At 56.0% G+C, this 21,398-nt stretch carries 16 protein-coding genes, 2 tRNA genes and 1 pseudogene; 13 read left to right on the top strand and 6 right to left on the bottom strand.

The features are described 5' to 3' along the window. Window positions 1-27: 27 nt before the first annotated feature. From Q3Y58_RS15330 to Q3Y58_RS15295, 8 genes and pseudogenes are all read left to right on the top strand, one after another. A complete protein-coding gene (locus Q3Y58_RS15330; RefSeq protein ID WP_274218284.1) occupies window positions 28-483 on the top strand; it encodes a carboxymuconolactone decarboxylase family protein in 456 nt (151 codons plus the stop codon). Window positions 484-735: 252 nt separating this feature from the next. After that, complete coding sequence (gene ccrA / locus Q3Y58_RS15325) at window positions 736-2,025, top strand: crotonyl-CoA carboxylase/reductase (RefSeq protein WP_319622833.1); 1,290 nt, start codon at window positions 736-738, stop codon at window positions 2,023-2,025. A gap of 437 nt (window positions 2,026-2,462) precedes the next feature. Beyond that, window positions 2,463-3,488 (top strand): ABC transporter substrate-binding protein, encoded by a 1,026-nt coding sequence (locus Q3Y58_RS15320; RefSeq protein WP_319622832.1) that lies wholly within the window; start codon window positions 2,463-2,465, stop codon window positions 3,486-3,488. 250 nt (window positions 3,489-3,738) lie between these two features. Continuing rightward, the gene (locus Q3Y58_RS15315; RefSeq protein WP_319622831.1) at window positions 3,739-4,770 is read left to right on the top strand and encodes an ABC transporter substrate-binding protein; all 1,032 of its coding nucleotides are present in this window, start codon (window positions 3,739-3,741) and stop codon (window positions 4,768-4,770) included. Between the two features lie 72 nt (window positions 4,771-4,842). Continuing rightward, window positions 4,843-5,712 (top strand): ABC transporter permease, encoded by an 870-nt coding sequence (locus Q3Y58_RS15310; RefSeq protein ID WP_274217520.1) that lies wholly within the window; start codon window positions 4,843-4,845, stop codon window positions 5,710-5,712. Window positions 5,713-5,722: 10 nt separating this feature from the next. Further along, window positions 5,723-6,862 (top strand): annotated as a pseudogene (locus Q3Y58_RS15305) (quaternary amine ABC transporter ATP-binding protein); the annotation flags it as partial. A 271-nt stretch (window positions 6,863-7,133) separates the two neighbouring features. Then, window positions 7,134-7,643, top strand: a complete 510-nt coding sequence (locus Q3Y58_RS15300) for a CAP domain-containing protein (RefSeq protein ID WP_319622829.1) — start codon at window positions 7,134-7,136, stop codon at window positions 7,641-7,643. Window positions 7,644-8,236: 593 nt separating this feature from the next. Continuing rightward, window positions 8,237-9,268, top strand: coding sequence for an ABC transporter substrate-binding protein (locus tag Q3Y58_RS15295; protein ID WP_319622828.1), 1,032 nt, complete (start codon window positions 8,237-8,239; stop codon window positions 9,266-9,268). Between the two features lie 63 nt (window positions 9,269-9,331). On the opposite strand, the gene Q3Y58_RS15290 is transcribed toward Q3Y58_RS15295, so the two are convergent. Both Q3Y58_RS15290 and Q3Y58_RS15285 read right to left on the bottom strand, forming a co-directional pair. Further along, window positions 9,332-10,459, bottom strand: a complete 1,128-nt coding sequence (locus Q3Y58_RS15290) for a GNAT family N-acetyltransferase (RefSeq protein ID WP_319622827.1) — start codon at window positions 10,457-10,459, stop codon at window positions 9,332-9,334. Beyond that, window positions 10,456-11,865, bottom strand: coding sequence for a lipopolysaccharide biosynthesis protein (locus Q3Y58_RS15285; protein ID WP_274217515.1), 1,410 nt, complete (start codon window positions 11,863-11,865; stop codon window positions 10,456-10,458). The genes Q3Y58_RS15290 and Q3Y58_RS15285 overlap by 4 nt, the downstream gene beginning before the upstream one ends. 243 nt (window positions 11,866-12,108) lie before the next feature. Between Q3Y58_RS15285 and Q3Y58_RS15280 the strand changes: the two genes are divergently transcribed. Genes Q3Y58_RS15280 through Q3Y58_RS15270 form a run of 3 tightly spaced genes read left to right on the top strand, consistent with a single transcriptional unit; the run spans window position 12,109 to window position 17,941 of the window. After that, window positions 12,109-13,110 carry an ImuA family protein gene (locus Q3Y58_RS15280; RefSeq protein ID WP_319622826.1) on the top strand — a complete coding sequence of 334 codons (1,002 nt, stop codon included), beginning with the start codon at window positions 12,109-12,111 and terminating at the stop codon, window positions 13,108-13,110. After that, on the top strand, window positions 12,995-14,560 hold the full coding sequence (locus tag Q3Y58_RS15275; protein ID WP_319622825.1) for a Y-family DNA polymerase: 1,566 nt from the start codon (window positions 12,995-12,997) through the stop codon (window positions 14,558-14,560). The genes Q3Y58_RS15280 and Q3Y58_RS15275 overlap by 116 nt, the downstream gene beginning before the upstream one ends. Before the next feature lie 15 nt (window positions 14,561-14,575). Next, window positions 14,576-17,941: an error-prone DNA polymerase gene (locus tag Q3Y58_RS15270; RefSeq protein ID WP_319622824.1), complete on the top strand. Its 3,366-nt coding sequence runs from the start codon at window positions 14,576-14,578 to the stop codon at window positions 17,939-17,941. A gap of 5 nt (window positions 17,942-17,946) precedes the next feature. Here the strand turns inward: Q3Y58_RS15270 and Q3Y58_RS15265 are convergent, their stop codons facing one another. Further along, window positions 17,947-18,360, bottom strand: a complete 414-nt coding sequence (locus Q3Y58_RS15265) for a YchJ family protein (protein ID WP_274217511.1) — start codon at window positions 18,358-18,360, stop codon at window positions 17,947-17,949. Between the two features lie 221 nt (window positions 18,361-18,581). On the opposite strand from Q3Y58_RS15265, the gene Q3Y58_RS15260 reads away from it, so the two are divergent. Then, window positions 18,582-19,751: an FAD-dependent oxidoreductase gene (locus Q3Y58_RS15260; protein ID WP_319622823.1), complete on the top strand. Its 1,170-nt coding sequence runs from the start codon at window positions 18,582-18,584 to the stop codon at window positions 19,749-19,751. Here Q3Y58_RS15260 and Q3Y58_RS15255 read toward each other — a convergent pair. The 3 genes from Q3Y58_RS15255 to Q3Y58_RS15245 form a co-directional block, all read right to left on the bottom strand. Then, the gene (locus Q3Y58_RS15255; RefSeq protein WP_319622822.1) at window positions 19,738-20,262 is read right to left on the bottom strand and encodes an AAA family ATPase; all 525 of its coding nucleotides are present in this window, start codon (window positions 20,260-20,262) and stop codon (window positions 19,738-19,740) included. The genes Q3Y58_RS15260 and Q3Y58_RS15255 overlap by 14 nt on opposite strands. A 108-nt stretch (window positions 20,263-20,370) precedes the next feature. After that, window positions 20,371-20,445 (bottom strand) — tRNA-Gly (locus tag Q3Y58_RS15250). Window positions 20,446-20,511: 66 nt separating this feature from the next. Continuing rightward, window positions 20,512-20,586, bottom strand: a tRNA-Gly gene (locus Q3Y58_RS15245). Window positions 20,587-20,847: 261 nt separating this feature from the next. On the opposite strand from Q3Y58_RS15245, the gene Q3Y58_RS15240 reads away from it, so the two are divergent. Then, the gene (locus tag Q3Y58_RS15240; RefSeq protein ID WP_274217508.1) at window positions 20,848-21,366 is read left to right on the top strand and encodes a prolyl-tRNA synthetase associated domain-containing protein; all 519 of its coding nucleotides are present in this window, start codon (window positions 20,848-20,850) and stop codon (window positions 21,364-21,366) included. Window positions 21,367-21,398 lie beyond the last annotated feature (32 nt).

Raw genomic sequence — 21,398 nt, 5'->3', positions numbered from 1 at the left:
ATCCAATGAGGAAGAAAAGGAATGCCGATGGAACCCCGGATTGACTACATGAAGGCTTCTCCAGATTCATTTAAGGCCGTTTGGGCTTTGGAGCAGTTTGTCTCCAAAGAGGCTGGCCTTGATCCTCGTCTTCTCCATCTCTTGAAAATTCGAGCTTCTCAAATCAATGGATGCGCGTTCTGCATTGATATGCATGTGAAGGAAGCGCGTAAAGATGGGCTTGGAGAGCAGTGGATCGCGCTCATCTCGGCTTGGCAAGAATCTCCTCTTTATGACGAACGGGAGCGCGCTGTTCTTGCGTGGACAGAGTCGCTTACCACCGTTTCAGAGAGTGGTGCGCCGGACGCGCACTATGAGATGTTGAAGCCTTTCTTCTCAGAGGACGAAATCACAAAACTGACCGTCGCCATCGGCACGATCAATGTCTGGAACCGTATTGCGATTGCATTCCGCGTTCCGCATCCAGTAGACCCGACCAACTGAGAAGATTGAGGCTGCCCCACGTGGGCTTCTTCGAGCGAAAAGGTGTGCTGCGCCGCGTTATCGTGGTGCAGCATGCTGCAAACTGACTAGCGAACCTAAGCAATAGTATCATAGGCACGGGCTCTCCTCCGGTCCGATACTCTGATTATGCCCTCGTCCTCAAAAAATGAATATTGCGTCGCAATATGGCTGGCGTAGGGTGTTCATGCGCGGATCCATCTCTGGACGCATGTAGCGAGTGAGGAGGAAACCATGAGTTCAATTGCGAATGTCGATCCTGCGAGCCTTGATGAGGCTGCAGGGGAACTCAAAGACCTCTATGAGATTGGTGAGATACCGCCTCTCGGCCACGTTCCCAAGAACATGTACGCCTGGACCATCCGCAAGGAGCGGCATGGTGCGCCTGAAGACGCCATGGTGAAAGAGGTGATCCCTACATGGAAACTGGACAGCCATGAAGTGCTTGTTCTCGTGATGGCGGCTGGCGTCAACTACAACGGTATCTGGGCTTCGCTGGGTGAACCCATGTCGCCGTTGGACGGCCATCAGATGCCTTACCATGTGGCCGGATCGGATGCAGCAGGCATTGTCTGGGCTGTTGGCTCCAAGGTGCGCCGCTGGAAAGTGGGCGATGAAGTGGTCGTGCACTGCAATCAGGATGATGGCGATGATGAGGATTGCAATGGAGGCGATCCCATGTTTTCCGCCAGTCAGCGGATTTGGGGGTATGAGACACCGGATGGTTCGTTTGCGCAGTTCACGCGGGTGCAGGCTCAGCAGCTTATGGATCGACCGCGTCACCTGACCTGGGAGGAATCTGCTTGCTACACACTCACACTTGCGACGGCCTATCGGATGTTGTTCGGCCATGCGCCGCATATTCTGAAGCCGGGGCAGAATGTACTCATTTGGGGTGCTTCAGGCGGTCTTGGTGTGTTCGGTGTTCAGCTTGCGGCTGCTGCGGGCGCAAATCCCATCGGCATCATTTCTGACGAAGACAAGCGCGACTACGTCATGTCGCTTGGGGCCCGTGCGGTGATCAACCGAAAGAACTTTGATTGCTGGGGGCGTTTGCCAACGGTGAACTCTGAGGACTTTGAAAACTGGCAGAGCGAAGCCCGCCGTTTTGGCAAAGCCATCTGGGCTGTAACCGGCAAAGGCAACGACGTAGACCTGGTCTTTGAACACCCCGGCGAGATGACATTTCCAGTATCTACAATGGTGGTCAAGCGGGGCGGCATGGTGGTGTTTTGCGCCGGCACCACTGGTTTCAACCTCACCTTCGACGCCAGATATGTCTGGATGCGCCAAAAGCGCATTCAAGGCTCGCACTTTGCTCACCTCAAGCAAGCCAGCGAGGCGAACCAGTTTGTGATCGACCGGCGCATAGACCCCTGCATGAGTGAAGTTTTCAGTTGGGAAGATATTCCCAAGGCGCACACCAAAATGTGGAAGAACCAGCACATGCCGGGCAACATGGCCGTGTTGGTAAACTCTCCTCGCCCGGGTCTGCGCACATTTGAAGATGCGATCGCCGACTAAGATTTTACTACGAGGCCCTTCTAAGGGAAACCGCGTGCCTTAGATACACCTCCGTGGTTGGGGGAAGAAGGCTGTCTGCCGTCAACTAAAGCTAGATGTTGTGGTGCGGTTTACGATGCGATGACTTGAAGGTTTCGTTTAAAGGCATCTTAAATCAGTATTTCCAATTCTATTGCAGTATATCGTAGTGATGTGGGGTGTAGTAGCAATGTATTAACTGGCCTGGGCTGAGGTCCTTCATGTTGCTCTGATGTTATACCTTGACATATCGATAACATAAACTATGCTCTCGGCCGTCGTTGGGTGAACTCGGCCGCAAAAGGTCTATTTGTCCGATGCAATTTGTCGTGGGCGTTGGCTCAGTCTGTGTAGCTAATACCGGCACACTATTTGGAAACGCCGGTATCCTTGCATCCCCGTTTATGGGAGAGTATCTCTTGCGAAAATTCAATGTTGCGATTGCCGCCTTAGCTTTTGCTGTGCCGGTCAGTGGATCGATTGCAGTTGCCGCGGAGCCAGTTTGTGAGATTGATCGCCCGGTTGTATTTGCTGGGCTTGATTGGGACTCCAGCGCTTTTCACAATTCGGTTGCCAGCTTCATCCTGGAAAATGGATACGGGTGTGAGACCGACATCATTCCGGGTTCAAACATTCCGTTGATTAACGGGTTGGCTCGCGGCGATGTTGACGTACACATGGAAATCTGGCCAACCAACGTTTCTGATGCGCTGCAGAAGGGGCTGGACGCGAACGCGTTTGTTGATCTTGGCGTAAACTTCCCGGATGCGACACAGGCGTGGTATGTGCCAAAATATCTGGTTGAAGGCGAAGATGCTCCAGCCAAGGGACTGAAGTCCGTCTACGACCTGCCCAAGTACAAAGAGGTGTTTACGGACCCAGAAGAGCCTGGCAAAGGCCGGTTCTATAACTGCATTGCAGGCTGGGTTTGTGAGGTGTTCAATACCAAGAAGCTGCATGCCTATGGGCTGACGGATGATTTTGTAAACTTCCGCAGTGGTACAGGCGCGGCCTTGGCCTCCGCCATTGAATCCAACATTCTGCGCGAAAAGCCGATCCTGTTTTACTACTGGGGCCCGACATGGGTCATGGGCAAGGTTGGCGATCAAGTGGTTGCGCTGGAAGAGCCAGCTTTTGACGAGGCCATTTGGCAGAGCGTGACAGAAGAGAGCGACCCGTCTCAGGTGACTGAGGCGACGGAATATCCGATGTCTGCTGCCCACATCTTCGTGAACACGGAGTTCAACGAGGCTGCGCCGAAGCTGAGCGCGTTCCTGACTGCGTACGATACGAACAGCGCAATTGTTTCTGAAGCACTTGCATACATGCAGGAAACGGGCGGTTCATCTGACGATGCAGCAGCTGATTTTCTTCGCAAGAACAAAGAACTATGGACAGGTTGGGTTCCAGAGGACGTAGCTACGCGGGTTGATGCGGCGCTCTAGACGACAACTTTGAAAGGATTTCACCTGAGGGCTACCCCCTCAGGTGTGGTAGAGTTAGGGCTGTCAGGGGATGAGACGCCCTGTTCGCACACTTGTTTGGGTCTCTGCTTTGGGAGGTCTGCTTGTGCCGCGTACAATGACAAGCATGCACCTCAGGTGCTGTGCAACGAATAGGTGACCTTTTTTGGGCACCAGGGGATTTTCGAGGTTGGTGCATGGAGTGCGTAACCTCCTATTGGAGTTAGGTCTGTTGTCAAAGGTAAATGCTGTATTTGCCGCATTGGTGTTAGCCCTGCCGTTCTCGGCGGGTTCGGGTGTTGCTGCTGAACGCACCTGTGAAGTAGAGCGCCCTGTGGTATTTGCGGGTCTCGATTGGGATTCAAACGCATTTCATAATTCTGTAGCGGGCTACATTATCGAACATGGGTATGGCTGTGAGACCGATATCATCCCAGGGTCCAGCATTCCGCTCGTTAACGGCATGGCCCGGGGCGATGTCGACATCACCATGGAGATTTGGCCGAAAAACGTTTCCGAGGCCCTGACAAAGGGACAGGAGCGCGGGGACTTTGTTGATCTCGGCATCAACTTCCCGGACGCAAAGCAGGCTTGGTATGTTCCCAAGTACATGGTTGAGGGCGACGATGCGCCTGCGAAAGGTTTGAAAACCGTTTTCGACCTGCCGAAGTACAAGCATCTGTTTGAAGACCCGGAAGAGCCGGGAAAAGGGCGGTTCTACAACTGTATCGCAGGATGGGCTTGTGAGGTTTACAACACCAAGAAGCTCAATGCTTATCAACTAAACGACCATTTCGTTAACTTTCGCCCTGGCACAGGCGCAGCACTTGCTGCTGCCATTGAGTCAAACATCAAGCGCGAGCGCCCAATCGTCTTCTTCTACTGGGGGCCGACGTGGGTAATGGGCAAGATTGGTGATCAGGTCGTCGAGCTGGAAGAACCCGCTTTTGATGAAGCAATCTGGCAGGCCGTGACGGATGAAAACGACCCAACCAAGGTCACTGAAGCCACCGCTTATCCGCTAAATCCGGCTCATGTTTACGTGAATACCGAGTTCTCCAAGGAGGCACCCGACCTCGTGGAGTTTTTGACAGCTTATGAGACAAGCAGCGCAATTGTGTCTGGCGCCCTGGCCTACATGCAGGACACGGGTGGCACCACTGATGATGCCGCGATTGAGTTTCTTAAGCAGAATAGGGGCCTGTGGACTGCATGGGTTCCTGAGGATGTTGCCGCAAACGTCGATGCTGCTTTGAAGCAGTAGTTGGCTGCGGCCCTGAGTGCGCGGAGCACGGGCTGACCCGTGCTCTTCTATTAATAACTGTGAGAGGAAATTATGGACTCCGTCCTATTCCCAGATATCGGAAGACCCATACGTGTTGCGACCAACAATTTTGTAGACTATTTGGTCATAAATTACGGAGACGGCTTTGAGGCCTTCTCGAACTTCATCCTGTTCTTCTTGGTTCAGCTCGAGCGTTTCTTGCGCTCCGCCGATCCTGTTGTTGTCTTGCTGTGCGTTGCGTTGCTTACCTACGCTGCCAGCCGCCGCATTGGACTGACCATCGGAATGGTTGTTGCTATGTGGCTGGTAGGCGCGTTGGGGCTGTGGGAGCAGGCCATGCAGACCATCGCTATCATGCTGGTCTCGGTTGCTCTTTCTGTGATGATTGGCATTCCGGCAGGTGTATTGGCGTCACGGTCCGAGCGCTTCCGCGCCGGTTTGAACCCCGTGCTCGACCTTATGCAGACGATTCCAAGCTTTGTGTACCTCATTCCAGCGGCCATGCTGTTTGGCCTTGGTAAAGTGCCCGCAATTCTGGCGACCGTAATTTACGCTGCGCCGCCTCTGATCCGTCTGACCGACCTCGGTATCCGAATGGTTGATTCAGAAGTGGTTGAGGCCAGCCGCGCGTTCGGCGCTACCCGCTGGCAGGTGTTGAAAGGGGTGCAGATCCCGTTGGCGCTGCCTTCCATCATGCAAGGTGTAAACCAGACAATGATGATGGCGCTCGCGATGGTCGTGATCGCATCCATGATTGGTGCCCGTGGTGTGGGTGAAACCGTGCTGCTGGGGCTGCAAAGAAACGACTCTGGTCAGGGCCTTGTTGGTGGTATCGCCATCGTTATCCTTGCAATTCTCTTCGACCGTATCACGCAGTCCGCAGGTCAGCGCATGCAGGCCTATCGCAAAGTGAACGGATAGGAGAAGCATCATGGTAAAAATTCAAGTCAAAAACATTACCAAGATCTTTGGTCCGCGCTCTGCGGAGATGCTCAGCAAGGTCAAGGCTGGCATGGGCAAGGAAGAGCTTCTTGCCGAAACCGGACATACGCTTGGTCTTGACAACGTATCCCTGTCCATCGGCAAGGGCGAGATCTTCGTGATCATGGGGCTTTCCGGTTCTGGTAAGTCCACCATGATCCGTCACTTCAACCGCTTGATCGATCCAACTGACGGCCAGATCATCGTTGATGGCACGGATGTAATGTCTTTGAACCGGAAGGAGCTCGAAGACTTCCGTCGCCACAAGATGAGCATGGTGTTCCAGCGCTTTGGCCTTTTGCCTCACCGTACTGTTGTTCAGAACGTTGCCTATGGCCTGGAAGTGCAGGGTGTGAAGCGCGACCAGCGTGAAACCAAGGCGCGTGAGTGGATTGAAGCTGTGGGTCTGGCCGGTTTTGAGGACCAGTATCCAAGCCAGCTTTCTGGTGGCATGCAGCAGCGTGTGGGTCTGGCCCGTGCGTTGGCTACGGATGCTGACGTTCTCCTGATGGATGAAGCGTTCTCTGCCCTTGATCCACTGATCCGCTCCCAGATGCAGGACCAGCTGGTGGAGCTTCAGGAGAAGCTGCACAAGACCATCGTCTTCATTACGCACGATCTGGATGAAGCACTGCGCATTGGTGACAAGATTGCGATCCTGAAGGATGGCAAGCTGTCTCAGGTGGGTACGCCGCCAGAAATTCTGTTGCAGCCAGCTGATGACTACGTTCGTGCCTTTGTGCGCGATGTGAACCGTGCTCGCGTTCTGACAGTTGACACCGTTATGCAGCCGCCAGAGTGGCGCATTACGCATGACAACATGGAGCGCGCTCTGGCTGATATGCGCCGCAAGGGTGAAGAGTTTGGCTACGTTGTCGAGAACAAAGAGTTCCGTGGCGTGGTGACTCAGGAAGCGCTTGAGGAGGAGATTGCCAAGCCAGGTGATAATCCTTCGCTCTACGAGTTTGCTGATGACAGCGGCAGTGTCGATCTGGAAAGCACCATTGAAGAGGCGCTGCCAGCAACGCTGGAAAGCGATTATCCGGTGCCAGTCGTTGATGAGTCCGGTCATTTTAAGGGCGTTCTCAGCAACGAAGAGGTTGGCAGCATTCTAACGCCTCCGGAAGAGGAGGAAGTAGAAAGTGATGCGGCTGAAAAGGATGATTCCGCCTCAGGTGCCGAAGCGGAAGAAAAGAAAACCTCTGGTGAAAGCGTCAAGCGCGCTTCTTGATGATTGCCACCAGAATAGTTGAGGGAAAAGGCCGGAAGTTTCCGGCCTTTTTCTGTTTTGTCGTTGTGTCTCCCCAGATCCGCCGTATTGGTGGCTAGGGTTTGCCCACTACGCTCTGCAGGGGAATAGAATGCGGAAATTGAACTGGAAGCTGCCGGCTTTGTTCGCGGCTATGTCGATGGTTTTGGGAGCTTGCGCGATAGCGCCTGACGAACCTGCCTATTATCGCAGTCTGGAAGCATCAGATGCGATGATTGACCAGCAGGTGGCGGCGCAAATGATTTCCGGTTACCGTGAGCAGCATGGTCTTGGTCCAGTGCGCGTTGACGCCAAACTCACCTCTTTGGCTGAGGCCAAGGCAAAGGACTTGGCTGTTTCCGGAGGCTCGAATGTGTCCGGCCGGGAGGGGGAGGCGCTTGCGCGGCGTATGAGCCAGATCGGGGAGGGCGATACCTATGCAGTGGAGAACACCAGTGCGGGCTATCGACGTTGGGCAGAAGCTTTCTCCGGGTGGCGGGACTCCCCAAAGCATCAGGCGGTCATGCTCGATCCTGATATCACCCGCATAGGGATTGCCACCGCTTACGCCCCGTCTTCCAAGTACAAGGTGTTCTGGAGCATGATTGCGGCCTCTGATTGATGTATCTATCATAGATTTTGATAGGTATTGGCTGCCTTGCAGCGTGTCTCTGAAGGGACTGGAATTGATTTCCCACTGAAACTCAGAGAAACCTATAAAAATCAACCAGTGCTTCTAAGCCCGCGTGAGCGGGCTTTATTTTTTTACTATGCTTCCTCGACTTGTCTGAGGCACCCAGCTTATTCGTCGAAAACGCGGACAGGGCTGGGCCATTGATGCGGTGCCCGCGTTTTGCTTGGCGCGCATACAAGAACTACTTCGAAGAAATCAGGTAGTACTTTTCATGATTTTTCTGCTGTAGATTTATTATGTAAATCTGTAAATTAGATATGTATATTTATACAAACCATAAGTATTTATTGAAACTGCAAAAAGTATGAATATCTTCATACCAAAGACCAGTTAGCCTAAAAGTTGACAATGATAAAATTGTGACTATTATCACGTCTGCTGAATCGGGCTCTTGCGGACTTTGACGTCTTTTGAGAGTCCATATTAAACTCGGGTCCCGGCCCGAATTGAACGAGTTCGTCTCTCCTTTTATTTGATAACGGGAGATGGATGACTATAACCTCGTGTACCGGAGATTTCTCTTGATTAGAGCTACACTCACGCTTGCTGCTGCTGCAATTGCGTTGCCGCTGTCCATTGGTTCGAGCGCCGCTTCTGAAGCGCAATGCGAAATCGATCGTCCAGTTGTGTTCGCAGGTCTCGATTGGGATTCCAACGCGTTCCACACGTCTCTTGCCAGCTACATCATGGAGCACGGCTACGGATGTGAAACGGATGTCATTCCCGGCTCCACCATTCCCCTGCTGAACGGCATGGCCCGTGGTGACGTTGATGTGACCATGGAGATCTGGCCCGACAACGTGACTGAAGCGTTGCAGAAAGGCCAAGAAAACGGCGACTTCGTCGACCTTGGCATCAACTTCCCTGACGCACTTCAGGCTTGGTTTGTGCCGAAGTACCTCGTGGAAGGGGATGACGCACCAGCCAAGGGCCTCAAGTCCGTTCAGGACCTTCAAAAGTTCAAGGATGTTTTTGAGGATCCAGAAGAGCCTGGCAAAGGTCGTTTCTACAACTGTATCGCAGGTTGGGGCTGTGAGGTCATCAACACCAAGAAGCTGAATGCTTATGGTCTGACTGAAGACTTCGTCAACTTCCGCCCAGGTACAGGTGCGGCTCTGTCTGCAGCGATTGAAGCCAATGTGAAGCGCAAACAGCCAATCTTGTTCTACTACTGGGGTCCAACTTGGGTGCTCGGTAAGGTTATCGACGATCTTGTGATCCTGGAAGAGCCTGCCTTCGATCAGGAAATCTGGGATCAGCTTTCCGAAGAAACCGACCCGACCAAGGTGAAGGAAGCTGTCGCTTACCCACTGTCCAAGGTTCACGTCTACGCAAACTCAGAGTTTGCTGAACAGGCTCCGCAGCTGGTTGAGTTCCTGACCAACTATGAAACCACCAACGCGATTGTGTCTAAAGCTTTGGCTTACATGCAAGACACGGGTGGCACCACTGACGATGCGGCCATTGAGTTCTTGAAGACCAACCGCGACATCTGGGTGCCATGGGTGCCGGAAGAGGTTGCGGCACGTGTTGAGGCTGCGCTGGAAAGTTAAGCTTTTCCAAACCGCTAGAGTTTACAGAAGGGCACTCAGAGTACTGGGTGCCCTTTTTTGCTTTTATCGTTTGCCAAGTAGGCCTTTGATCTTGGCGATGGCATATTGTCTTGCGAGGCTTGCTTGAGTAAGCACCGCTTTGGCAAAGGTAAAGCGCAGACCTGATCCAATGGTCAACGTCGCGTGCTCAAACCGGTCCTGCCACACCACGTTGGCCATGCGATTGTCAGTTGAGGTCAGCGAATCCGCGCCATTGAAGCCCGGATCGCGCAAATTGACGGCGCTGCTGTAGAACAGAAGCTGTGTCCCTGGAGAAACCTTGCTGTAGGCTTCGTTGAAAGCGGTTTTCCATCCAAACCATCGCTTACCTGCCGCCAGCCAGAGCTTGATGGCAACGGGCTCGCCGGCCAGCGTCATTTGGTCAACGCGGGCCTGTTCGTTTTGCGCTGCCTGCGCGAACATCTCTCGCGTAAAGGCGAGGGCGTTTGAGCGCTGTATGAGAGCGGAGCCTTGGTGCCCTTTCCAACCTTTCTGCTCAAGGTCCAGAAAGGCCTCCAGCCCTTCGAGAGCTTCTTCAGCGGTTGAGCTGGCAGAAAAGGCAAGCTCTCCCTGTTTTTCCAATTGCCGCCCATAGCGTTGGATGCGCTTGCCAGATTTGGACGCAAGCGCCTGCTGTAGTGCCTCGAATCCCGCCTCTCCACCTCGTTGAAAGGCGCGGTCCGTCTCTTTGCTGCGCGCGACTTGCCAGCCCTTGGTCTTTGCAACTTCTTTCAGTTGCGCTTGCACGAGGCCTCCATTGCTGTGGAATGGCAGTACCAGCATATTCCAAGGCGAGAGCTGCAACGCGGTTTCAATCACCTGTTCCAGCGCCTCTTTTGGGGCATCAGGTGCCAACAGCAAGGTTCCGAGTGGACCATAGTCGCCTGCAAGGCCCTGCGGCACCTTAAGCAGTGGCAGCGGGCCTTTCATCAGAACTGGCAGCGTGGCCAGTGCGCGGCCACTCCCCGTCTCTCGTGCCATGATCAGCTTCAGGCGGACTTTTGTCATATGACGCTGATAGGCCTTTATGAACGCGGGGCCGAAAAAGGGATTGGGCTCTATGGCTTCTTGCGTCAGCGCGGCCCACTCTGCCTCGACCTCCTGCCAGTTGGTCTGGTCATAGATGGTTACGGTGAGCGCGGATTGCTTCATGAAATCGCAGCCGGGCTGGCAGATTGGGCGAGAAAGAACGGGCGCACGCCGAGGCGTTTGAGCGTTACGCTGTAGACGAGGGCAGCTTCTGTGAAAATAGCGAGGGTTGTCGAGAGCGCTGCGCCCATCAAACCCAGCTGAGGAATGAGAAGGACATTCAAAGCAACGTTCACGGCAAATACAAAAGCATAGATCCATGCGCATCGCATTTGGTTGCCTGACATGATGAGCAGCGCATCTGCCGGTCCAAGGGAGGCGCGCGCAAGGACGCCGAGGATCAGGATGTAGAGCGCTGGCAGGCCCTCTGTGAAGTCTGAGCCGAACAGGCTGAGCAGAAGGGGCGCAACGGGCACCAAAAGAATGCCCAAAAGCAGCGTGGGATAGAATGTCATCTGCGCTGCGGTGCGGGTGTAGGCATGCAGCCCATGGGTATTGCCGCTGTGATAAAGCCGTGAGAGCCGGGCGGCGCTTACCGAGCGTACGGCGTAGAAAACGAAGTGCAGAAGTGCCAGCGTGCGGGATGCCGCGAAATAGATGCCCACCTGATGCGGATCAAGCCAGTAGCCCACCATCAACACATCGGCGCTGGTGATGAGCTGAAAGAACCCATCCACGAGCAACATCGGACCGGAAATCAGCAGCCAGTATTTGAACTCGAACACCTTTGGTGCCTTGGTCACCTTGCTTTTCAGCCGTTTGTGCATCATGAGCGTTTGCAGCGCTGCGACAGCCCAAGCGGAGAAGATAACACTCAGGCAGGCGGTTGTGGCTGTTGCTGCAAAGCCCAAAAACCAGGCTGAGACCATGGCAAGGATGATCAGCAGGGGGCGCCAGATGAAAATCGGCATCATGGCCACCAGTTGCCAATCATAGGCGCGGGCAATGCCCTCCAATACGCGGGAATAAACCGTGATGGGCAGACAAATCGCCATCAGAAGCAATGGCAGCACGAAGTGATTGTCCAGCACGTCTGAGAGTGCCCAGGTCAGCAGCGCGCCAAGCCCTGCGATCAGGGTTGCGCTTGCAAAGCCGACTGTCTTGGCGGTGTAGAGCAATCCGTTCAGTCGGCCGTGGTCTTGGCTGGCCTCGTATTCCGGGATGAAACGCAACACGGAGTTTGAGAACCCGAAGCAGGAGAACAAGCTGAAAATGATCAGCAAGGTCCACACGGTGACGAAAATACCGTATTCGGTGCCGCCGAGGAAACGTGCCAAGAACACCTGCAGTGCATAGGCCAAGGCCGCGCTTGCCACACGAATGAAAAAGACAATCAACGCGCCCCGGTTTGCCGCCGCTTGGTCATCCGTGCCCCATATCGCGCTGTCAACCTTGGCGGCATAGGGCAGCAAGGCATGCAGGCGGTTTGGCAGCATCTTTTCAGCCAGTGGGGCGAGAAGGATTCGCAAGAAGAGCTCCCTGGGATTTGGCGGGTCAAAAGATGTTGGGGTGCAAAGATTAATATTTTAATCAATGAAGCGCTCGATCTGCGCGCCGGGCATGCTGCTCTTTTGCTTCGTGTTTTTGCGTTGCGGCGCTGAATTTTGGTTGCCCATAAAAACTGGGGGTAAATGAGCGCTTGACTCTCGAGTGTTCTCGCGGAATCAATATAAGAACATTACAAGAACAAATAGCGAATACGGCGAGATTCGATGAGCTCTCGAACGGCAGAAATTGAAGTCTTGCGCCGCCGCCTCGCGGTTCTGGAAGGACGCCTCCCTCAGGAATCGCAGATGAGTTTGGCTCCTGCACCCGCCGCCTCGATTATGCAGGAGCCAACTCATACCCCTTCCGGTTCTGAGGTTGAAGGGGCCGCGGGTGTGTGTGTAGCGCCTGCAGGTCAGAGCCGGCACCGTTTGTGTCTGGGCGTTGAAGAGCTGGACCAGCTCTCCGCACAGCATGGTTTCAAGCTGGGTACCTTACATGAATTCACATCAACTGAAGTGCGCCAGAGCGGAGCGCTGACCGGCTTTGTAGCCGCTTTGGCGATCCTGTGTCTGAAGAAGCGCGACGGCATGGTTCTGTGGGTGCTGGATGAGATGGTGCAGCGCGAGGCAGGCCTGCCCAGTGCGCAGGGCTTTTTGCAGTTTGGTCTTGATCCGGCGCGGCTTTTGATTGTTGCCCCGCATCGGGTTGAAGAGGTTTTGTGGGCGCTGGAGGAGGGCAGCCAATGCCGGGCTCTGAGCGTGGTTGTGGGCGAGATGCAAGGGGATTTCAAATCGTTGGACCTGACAGCAACGCGCCGGTTGGCGTTGCGTTCAGAGCGGTCCGGGGTGCCTGTGTTCTTGATGCGGCACAGCGGTCAGGCTGCGGTCAGCGCAGCCATGACCCGCTGGCGGGTGACGCCACTGCGGTCTGAAGCGGTGGGTCTGCGAAACAAGGGAGCATTTGTTCCTGCACGTGCCTTGATGGCGGCACCGTGTTGGCACGTGGAACTGGAAAAGAACCGGGACGGGCGGCTCGGTTCCTGTGAACTGGAGTGGAACCATGCAGAGCAACGGTTTAAACGCATCTCCCGCCCTGAATGCGGGACTTCCCTTGGCACCCCGGCGCCTGAAGCAACGCATCCTGTGTCTATGGTTCCCCGAGCTGGCCACAGACCGCATCTGCCGCAGGGATCGGGGCAGGTCGTGGCGCTCCGGCGACGCGGTTGAACCCCTTGCCGTTTATGGCAAGCGCCGCAATGCGCACCGTCTGATCTGCATTAATGCGCCTGCGCGCAAGGCGGGCATAGCGTTGGGCGAGGGGCTGAGCGATGCCTGTGCCCGTGTCCCTCACTTGCGCACAGAAGAAGAAATTCCCGAAGCAGATGAAGCGCTGCTTGCCGCTCTGGCAGATTGGTGCGATCGCTATACCCCCCTTGTGGCGCTGAGTGGAGATGATGGTCTTCTGCTGGACATTACAGGCTGCGCCCATCTGTTTGAGGGTGAAGAAGCGCTTCTGGAAGATTGTGTGACGCGCCTTTCTGCGCAAGGCTTTACCGTTCGCGCCAGCGTGGCGGACACGGTTGGGGCTGCTTGGGCGTGTGCCCGCGCCAAGGGCGGGGTCATCGCGCCGGGTGGCCAGCGCGACGTTCTGGAGCCTATGTCGCTCTCCCTGCTGCGCCTTGAAGAAAACTGTGTTGCCGCGCTCAACAAGGTCGGCCTGAAACGCATTGTAGATGTGCTGGACCGGCCTCGCGCTCCTCTTGCCAGCCGCTTTGGCGGGGAATTGGTGCGCCGACTCGATCAGGCTCTAGGCCTTGAGGGGGAGCCGATCTCTCCGCGGCTGCACATCCCGGCGCTGGTTGCGGAGCGTCGGTTCTTTGAGCCAATCTCCCGGCAGGAGGATGTGGAGGCCATCATCTTGGCACTTGGCGATCACATCAAGGCTCAACTGGAAGATCGGGGACAAGGCGGCCGTGCGTTTGAAGTGGCGCTTTTCCGCGTTGATGGTGTCGTTAACCGCTTGATGGTGGGCACCAGTGGGCCCATCCGCGAGCCTTCCTTCATTCTGCGTCTTTTCAGGGAGAAGCTGAAGTCTGTTGGCGATGAGCTGGATGCCGGGTTTGGCTATGACCTTGTGCGTCTGAGTGTGCTTGAGGCCCAGTCCTGCACCCCCGGCCAGTTGGACCTAAGCGGAGCGCGAGACGAAGATGAGGATTTGGCGCAGCTGGTAGACCGTCTTGGCGCCCGGCTCGGCATTGCGCGGGTGGCGCGGTTTCTTCCCGGCGACAGCCACATGCCGGAAAAACGTGCAGCGCTGGTGCCAGCTGCTACCGTGCGAGAAGACGCGATCTTTTGGCCGGATGAGCATCTCTTATGGGACAACACATCCCTCGAGCGGCCGTTGCGGTTGCTGGCCCGCCCGGAGCCGGTGGAGGCCGTGGCCATGGTGCCGGAAGGCCCGCCCTTGCGGTTTCGCTGGCGCAAAGCGCTCTACGAGGTTGCCCGATCGGAGGGGCCAGAGCGCATTGCGCCGCCGTGGTGGCAGGGGCCCCAGCCCACGCGGGACTATTTCCGTGTGGAAGACAGCGAAGGGCGGCGTTTCTGGCTGTATCGCGAGGGCCTGTTTGAGCGGGAGGTGCCGAACCCGCGCTGGTTCCTGCAGGGCTTGTTCAGCTAGGTTGGGGAGGCGCGGATGAGTGGACATCTCTTGCGCCAGTCCTTTGTCGAGTTGGGCTGTGCCACAAACTTTTCTTTTCTGCATGGGGCTTCACACCCGGAGGAACTGGCGTTTACCGCTGGCGAACTTGGCATGCCGGCGCTCGGTGTGACGGATCGCAACACTTTGGCTGGCGTGGTGCGCGTGCATACCGCCGCAAAGGAAGCGGGCATTCGCACGCTGGTGGGATGCCGACTTGTTTTTTTGGATGGCACGCCGGACATTCTTGTCTGGCCTACGGATATTGAGGCTTATCAGCGGCTGTCTCGCCTTCTCACCATCGGCAATCGCCGTGCGCCGAAGGGCGAGTGTCATCTGCACCTTGAAGACCTGATGGGGTGGGGTGAGGGGCTTGTCATGGCGCCGGTGCCGCTGGCGCTGCCACGCCAGGCAGATGAAGCTGCGCTTTGCCGCGTGCTGGGGCGTTTGACGGACGCGTTTGGAGCTCGGGTCCGGCTCGCGGCCCGGTTCCTTTATCATGGTAGCGATAGACGTTGGTTGGGGCGTCTTCAGGAAATTGGTGCCCGGCAGGAAGTGGCGCTGCTAGCTACCAATGATGTTCTCTATCACAGGCCGGAGCGCCGCCCCCTTCAGGATGTCATTTCTTGCATTCGCCTTCACAAGACGCTGGAGACCGCAGGCCGCCTGCTGGAAGCCAATGCAGAGCGGCACCTGAAACCCTATGGCCCCATGCTGGACTTGTTTCAGGATTGCCCGAGCGCCGTGTCTGAAAGCCTGCGCGTGGCAGACGAAATCACCTTCTCGCTGGATGAGCTGGCCTACACCTATCCGGATGAAACCTTCGCGTCAGGCTTGCCGCCGCAGGAGGAGCTGTCACGCCTTGCCGAGGAGGGCATGCAGCGGCGCTATCCGGCCGGGGTGCCGGACAAGGTGCGGGCTACGGTGGCGCGCGAGCTGGAGCTGGTGGAGGCGCTGCAATACGCGCCGTACTTCCTGACGGTCTATGACATCGTGCGTTTTGCCCGGTCCCGAGGCATCCTGTGTCAAGGGCGCGGCTCGGCGGCAAATTCGTCGATCTGCTTTTGCCTTGGCATCACGGAGGTGGACCCTGATCGCGCAGATTTGTTGTTTGAGCGGTTCATTTCGCCTGAGCGCAAGGAGCCGCCGGACATTGACGTGGACTTTGAACACGAGCGCCGCGAAGAGGTGATCCAGTACATCTATGAGAAGTACGGGCGGGAACGGGCCGGGCTCGCCGCCACGGTGATTTGCTATCGCTCCCGCTCTGCCTTGCGGGAGGTGGCCAAGGTCTTTGGCTTTTCAGAGGACGCGATGAACGCCCTCAGCGGCACCATCTGGGGACGATCCGACCGGGGTGGCACGCCGGGGCAGATCCGAGATGCCGGACTGGATCCGGAGCAAGCCGTCATGGCACAGGTCTTGAAGCTGGCCCACGAGCTCATCGGCTTTCCTCGCCATCTGTCGCAGCATGTGGGAGGCTTTGTCATCACGCGGGGGCGGCTTGATGATGTGGTGCCTATTCAAAACGCCGCCATGGCAGATCGCACGGTAATCGAATGGGACAAGGATGATCTGGACGCTCTTGGCATTTTGAAGATCGACATTCTGGCACTTGGCATGTTGTCGGCCATTCGCCGAGCGTTGGTCATGCTCAAGGAAGATTATGGCGTCACCCATTCTATCGCCAGCATTCCGGCGGAGGAGAGCCAAGTCTATGACATGATATCGCGGGCTGACACTCTTGGCGTGTTCCAGATCGAGAGCCGGGCACAGATGAGCATGCTGCCGCGCATGAAACCGCGCACCTTCTACGATTTGGTGATTGAGGTCGCCATTGTACGCCCGGGTCCCATTCAGGGCGACATGGTACACCCTTACCTGCGTCGGCGTCAGGGGCTTGAGCAAGTGAATTTCCCCAAGGAAGAGTTGCGCGAGGTGCTGGGCAAAACATTGGGCGTGCCTCTGTTTCAGGAGCAAGCCATGAAGATTGCCATTGTGGCAGCTGGATTTGAGCCTGCGGAGGCGGACCGCTTGCGCCGCGCCATGGCCACGTTCCGCCGGGTTGGGACCATTGGCACCTTCCAGCGCAAGATGGTGGAGGGCATGGTGGCCCGCGGCTATGAAGCGGACTTTGCTGAACGCTGCTTCAAGCAGATTGAAGGGTTTGGGGAATATGGTTTTCCAGAGAGCCATGCGGCCAGCTTTGCGCTGCTGGTTTACGCGTCTGCCTGGATCAAGGCGCGCTATCCGGATGTGTTTTGTGCGGCGCTTCTCAACTCCCAGCCCATGGGCTTTTATGCACCAGCGCAGTTGGTGCGCGATGCCAGAGAGCATGGCGTTGAGGTGCGCGAGGTAGACGTGAACATGTCCGAGTGGGAAACCATTCTGGAACCGGGCAGTCCGGCCCGCAACAAGCTGCATTATCGTCATCGGGAGATGGCTGAGACTGTATACTCAGACCGGGCGGTGCGGTTGGGGTTTCGCATGATCAAGGGTGTTCGTCAGGAAGATATGGCGCGGCTCGTTGCCCGGCGTGGCAGAGGGTATGATTCGGTGCGTGATCTGTGGCTGCGCACCGGACTGCCGCGCGCGGTGATTGCGCGACTTGCGGAAGCGGATGCCTTTCGCTCCTTGGGGTTGGACCGGCGCACGGCCTTGTGGGCGGCTCAAGGGCTTGAGCAGGGCGGGGCCGCAGAGCGGTTGCCGCTGTTTGACCGGGCCGATCTAGATAATCTGCGTCCAGAGCCGGACGTGAATCTGCCGCCCATGCACCTTGGAGAGCACGTGGTGCTGGATTATCAGAGCCTGTCGTTGTCTTTGAAGGCGCATCCCGTTTCGTTTGTGCGTCCCGCTTTGCAGCGCATGCGTGTCACGCGGGCGGCGGATCTTGTGAACCTGCCATCAGGGCGGCGGGTTACCGTTTCGGGTCTGGTGCTTGTGCGTCAGCGGCCCGGGTCAGCCAAGGGCGTGATATTCATGACCCTTGAGGATGAAACCGCCGTGGCCAATGTGATCATCTGGCCAAAATGCTTTGAAAAATACCGACCCATCGTGCTGGGTGCCCGTTTTGTGAAGGTCTCTGGCCATCTGCAAAACGCAGAGGGGGTCATTCACGTGGTTGCGGAAAAACTTGAAGATGCCAGTGGTCTGCTGTCCCATCTGTCCGCCCAAGGGCTGGAGGATGCGGCGCTTGCCCATGCAGATGAGGTCAAGCGACCGGTGCAGGAGCTTGCGCCAAAGATCCGCCCAAAGCGTGGATTGGCGCAGCTCATTCAGGAAGTGCCGGAAGTTGCGCAGGATTACGAAAACCTCTCCCGCACGGCTCAACGGGTCATGCCGAAGGGGCGCAACTTCCATTAGGCATCTTAAACGCCGTTTGGCAGTGGAAGTGGCTCAACGTAGAACCAGCGGTCCTTCTTCTTGCGGAACAGGCTGAGTTCCTTGTGTTCGTACATCTGGCCACGGGCAAGGAACTTGGCCTTGAACAGCACCAGGCCTTCCTTGTCCTGCGGGCTGCCCTTGGCTGCATCCAGAACGTCGAGGGTAAGCCAGTGGGTCTCATTGGCCCATTCACGCACTTCCATCTCGTTCATGGTTTTCTGAAGCGGTGGCCACAGGGTATCGCGAATGAACTTCACGTTCTTTTGCGTGTACGCCGTGTACCGGGCGCGCATCAAGTCTATGGCTTTCTCCGGTTCCGCTGTCCCTTCAATGAAAGGCTGGCAGCATTTTGCATAGGCTTCACCTGAATGGCAGGGACAGTTTTGCGAAGTCGTCATTGTCTCTCTTCTTAGCTTTCAAGATCAGTGTCTTTCGACAGTCTACCGTGCCGGTCTGGTCATCAAGCCGGACCCAACAAGGGCTCAGGTGCCCGTAATTGAGAAGCCCCTTACTTCTTATCCAGTTGATTTAAAGGAGGCATGGTTTCAAAGTGCATACCAAACTTTCACGGCTCGTCGAATAGTCTTTCGGGGACTATGGGCATGAAAAGGTTGGATTGATGCCAAATGACATCTTGATCGTGGGCGCGGGGCCTTCTGGATTGACTGCCGCCATTGAACTGTATCGACGTGGCTATCGCCCGCGCATCATTGATCAACTGCCAGAGCCGAGCCCTTATTCGAGAGCGCTTGCCATCAATCCGCGGACGTTGAAGATCCTTGGTCCGTGTGGGGCGCGAGACGCTCTTGTCCGGCGCGGAAACAAGATCCGGACTGCCCGCCTGTTCGGGCCAGAAGGAGAGCTGGTCAAGATTGACCTCGGTCAGCTGCCTGCGCCCTATGACTTCATGCTTATCTTGCCGCAGACAGAAACGGAGGAGGTCCTTGCTGAAACTCTTCAGGACTATGGCGGCACTATTGAGCGCGGCACCACGCTGAAATCATTGCACCAGATCGGTGGGCGATCTCAAGTCGTCTTGACGCTGCCGGATGGCTCGGACCAGCATGTCTCGCCGGATGTGGTCATTGGAGCAGATGGGGCACATTCGCCGACACGCCACATGATCGGCCAGTCTTTCAAGGGCTCCGCCTACGAAAACGAGTGGGGCCTTGCCGATGTGGAAGTGGAGACGGATCTGCCGCTGGATGGCATCAGCGTTTTTGACCGCGCTCCCGTGCTGTTCGCTTTGTTCCCGCTTGGAGGCAAACGGGTCCGGCTCATGTCGGATCAGGCGGATATTCTTGAACATGTCCCCGAAATGCTGCGCATTGCAGAGGTTCACTGGCACAGCACCTTCAAGATTTCCCATCGTTTGGTGGACAGTTATCAAAGCGGCTCCGTGTTCCTTGTGGGCGATGCAGCGCATATCCACTCGCCTTTTGGTGGGCGCGGCATGAACATGGGCATTGAAGATGCCGCTTGGCTTGCCTGGCAGATCAGCACGGGGCGCACGGATGAGTACACGGAGGACAGACGGCCCGTCGCTCATCAGGTCATTGAAAGCGTGGATCCTTCCACGCGGCTCATGGCCTCGGAGCGTTTTTGGGCGAAATTTGTTCGGCGCACGCTCATTCCTCTTTATGCGCGGTCTCATCGGTTTCAGGATCGGTTTTTGCCGGTCATTTCTGCCAGTGACACCCCGTTTCCGCCATGGCTTTCCGTTGAAGGCATCGGATCAGGCGACCATACCGAGATGGAAACCTTGCCCCGCACCGCTAGACACGGCTGAGAATAAAATTCACGCGCGCGGCAACAGGGACCTTGGGTAAAAGGACCGTGTTGTAACCGAGCGCTTGATAGGCACGTTCGAGGCGGGCGAATTCAGCTTTGGCGTCTTCCAAGCTATGCCTGCGCTCAGCGTCGGTTATGTAGATTTCAGGCCAAGGCGGGGCGAGAAACACTGTCTGCGCATAGCGATACATGTGAGCGTGTGCGCGATATTCCGTTGACCCGGTGGCGTGTTCAAACGCGGCAACCGCATCAATCAGAGAACGGTCAAAGAACACCGGACCGCTCAGTCGAGCAGCTGCCGAGTGATCTTTTAAGCAGCAAGCCATGGCCTCTCTTGCAAAAGCCGCGAGATCGATCCAAGGCAGAGCGGTGCCGCCGCTTTGCACTTGATCTTTCACAACTCTGCGTCCCGGCTCGCAGATGGTCGCGTGTCCTTGGCGATCCAGAGCAGACAGAATCGTAGACTTCCCTCCGCCGGAACAGCCTGAAATAACGAAGAAATTTTGCATGAAGGATCCAGCTGTCAGCACGAAAGTGCGATGCAGAAAACCATAGGAGAACCAAACGCCCAAAGCGCAGGACCACGTCAACTTTTAAGGAAGGGAAATTAAGGGTATTGGAGCGGGCGATGAGATTCGAACTCACGACATCAACCTTGGCAAGGTTGCGCTCTACCCCTGAGCTACGCCCGCATTTTCCAATGCGTCTCACCGAAACTGGTGTGGGTATCACCAGATTTCTCACGGGTGATGAGAAATTGGAGCGGGCGATGAGATTCGAACTCACGACATCAACCTTGGCAAGGTTGCGCTCTACCCCTGAGCTACGCCCGCATTCCGTTTCGAAGAGCCCCGGTGTGGAGCCCGTCGGTGAGGTGGGCGTTATATGGCAAAAGCTTCTGACGAATGCAATAAGGAATTTTCATTCTCGTGATTTCTTTTGCAACTCCTGTGGATTTTATTTGCCAGCACCATGCAACGTTGGTCGGCCAAAATATCTGTTTTATAAGGAGAATTCTTGCTTCTTGCGGTTGTTTCAAGCTAAAAACATCCGCTGATTGATCAGGGTTTCTTTTTATAGGGCGGGAGAGCTGAATGGCTGCGACACGTGAAGAGCTGATGGCCTTTTTCGATGAACTGGGGATCGAGACATCCACAGTGGAGCACAAAGCTGTCTTCACCGTTGCTGAGTCCGATGAGGTCTTGGACCACCTTCCAGGTGGGCACACCAAGAATCTGTTCTTGAAGGACAAGAAAGGAAACCTGTTCCTAATTGTGGCGGAGCAGAGCGCGCGGATTGACCTCAAGGCGGTCGGCCCGCTAATCGGTGCATCTGGGCGCGTGTCTTTCGGCAAGCCTGAGCTACTTATGGAAGTACTTGGTGTTGAGCCGGGATCCGTGACGCCGTTCTCGCTGATCAATGACCGGGGGAACCAACGCGTTTCTGTGATCTTTGATGCTCACATGATGGGTCATGAACTCTTGAACTACCATCCGCTGAAGAATACGGCGACAACATCAATCAAAGCCGAGGACTTGATGAAATTTGCCAGAGCTTGTGGTCATGAACCGCGAATTCTAAAGGTTTCGGAACAGTCCCAAGATATCGAATAGGCCTCATACGGGCGAATGATTGTATTTCAGGC

Source organism: Nesiotobacter zosterae (genome assembly GCF_033843645.1).
Taxonomy (GTDB): domain Bacteria; phylum Pseudomonadota; class Alphaproteobacteria; order Rhizobiales; family Stappiaceae; genus Pseudovibrio; species Pseudovibrio zosterae.
The sequence above is the reverse complement of the archived record's forward strand: the minus strand, read 5'-3'. Positions and strand labels throughout refer to the sequence as shown.